Below are 1,654 nucleotides of genomic sequence, written 5' to 3'. Positions count from 1 at the left end.
AAATTCTTGATCGAGAAATCTCTCAAAGTGCTGCATTCAGACTTCAGATCTGTCTGAAACTCATAAAGAGTATTGATGATGAGATCGAAGCTTTAGAGAAAGAAATTTTCAATTATGCTTATAAAAAGCATAAGCGAGAAATGGAGATTTTAATGTCAGTTCCAGGTATAGGAGAACTTGGTGCGGCAATTTTACTTGCTGAAATAGGCAATTTCAAGGATTTTTCTTCTGGAGATAAGCTTGCTTCCTGGCTTGGTCTGGTTCCTAATGTGTATCAATCTGCAGATAAATACCACAACGGAAGAATCACAAAGAGAGGATCAAAGGGAGCAAGATGGATTCTTACGCAGATTTCTCAAGCAGCGGCAAGAAAGAATAACAGTAAGTTAAAAGAGTTTTTTAACAGGAAAAAGAAGTCAATTGGGCATTCCAAGGCAATTATTGCCTTGGCAAGGAAAATTGCAACGATAATATGGCATCTTATCGTAAACGATGAGATATACGAAGATGGAACTGGATATCAAAAAGGAGAAATTCAAAAGAGGAAGATTGTTGAGACAGAAATATTCTCAGTTGATGAACGAATAAAAATAATTAGTGAAATATTTGCGATAATGGAAAAAGAAGGTGAAGAGAGCACGTGAGGAAGATATCCTCATGTACTTTCATGCTAAATAAGAGTGAGAACAGAAATAGGAACTAATTCAAGAACTGAAGACGAAGCTGAATTTACTCAGAATGAATCAGTTCTCTTAATGCTGAATGATGTAAACATAGATCAACAGCTTTTCCGTGTAGCTATTGGCTTTCCAGGAAAACACCCTGTCTCAGATAGGGACGGAGTAGTTAAGGAATTGAAAGCTCAAGGTAAATGGGAGGGAGAAGACCAGATGGAGAATAAGACAAATGAGACAGAAATGATAAACAATATAGAAATAACAGGCAATCAGAAAGAGAACATAACCGAAAACAAGACAGTTAACAATGGAAAAGAGGAGAATCAAGGAACAGTAGATAAGCAGGAAGCGAGTTCAAATTCTACTCAAAAATCAAACAGTAGCCCTTTTATAAACTCTTTCGGGATGTTTGCAATTTTATTCGGGACAGTAATGTATATAAGAAAGACGAAGTAACAAATTAAAAAGTGGACAGGTGCTAAAAACATTGCTTTATGGGTATCTTATAGGCATTAGAAGTTCACGTAAACTATAACGAATGACTCAAACTGATACTGCTTTCATGTATCTTGCAGCCATGCAAAAAACCTGATTTTCATACGATTTGTAGATTCTGTTCAACTCATCTGTTCCTATTAAACTTTGGGCTCTTCGTCATTTCCTATGGATAATATAATTTTCAATTCAAGACTGCGTTGGTTTTTATGAGGACATTGTGAGGATATCCACACAAAACAACGAAGAGTCAAAATTAATAGTTCATTAATTTTAATTGACCCAAAATCATTTGTCATGATTATTGGGAAGCATTTGGTGAGGAGGATGACCGCATATATGTGAGGAGTTAACTTGACATTGTCACATTTCCTTTTCAGGTCTACCGTGAAGTATAACTTTTGTTCTATAAATTTGGTTTAGTGAGACAAATAACAGATGACTTTATCAAGTCAAATAATATTTCTGTAGAAAAATACATT

2 protein-coding genes and 1 pseudogene are annotated in these 1,654 nt (G+C 35.1%); all 3 read left to right on the top strand.

The window, feature by feature from the left end; all coding sequences use genetic code 11:
* Positions 1–644, top strand: a 644-nt coding sequence (locus ASJ81_RS12330; RefSeq protein ID WP_141241560.1) for an IS110 family transposase, incomplete at its 5' end; no start/stop codon positions are given.
* A 36-nt stretch (positions 645–680) separates the two neighbouring features.
* The gene (locus ASJ81_RS12325; RefSeq protein WP_095644691.1) at positions 681–1,133 is read left to right on the top strand and encodes a hypothetical protein; all 453 of its coding nucleotides are present in this window, start codon (positions 681–683) and stop codon (positions 1,131–1,133) included.
* A 19-nt stretch (positions 1,134–1,152) separates the two neighbouring features.
* A pseudogene (locus ASJ81_RS22215) lies at positions 1,153–1,306 on the top strand (transposase); the annotation flags it as partial.
* Between the last annotated feature and the right edge of the window lie 348 nt (positions 1,307–1,654).

It is taken from the genome of Methanosarcina spelaei, assembly GCF_002287235.1.
GTDB lineage: Archaea > Halobacteriota > Methanosarcinia > Methanosarcinales > Methanosarcinaceae > Methanosarcina > Methanosarcina spelaei.
Note: the sequence above shows the minus strand (reverse complement) of the source record. Positions and strands in the feature narration are given on the sequence as shown.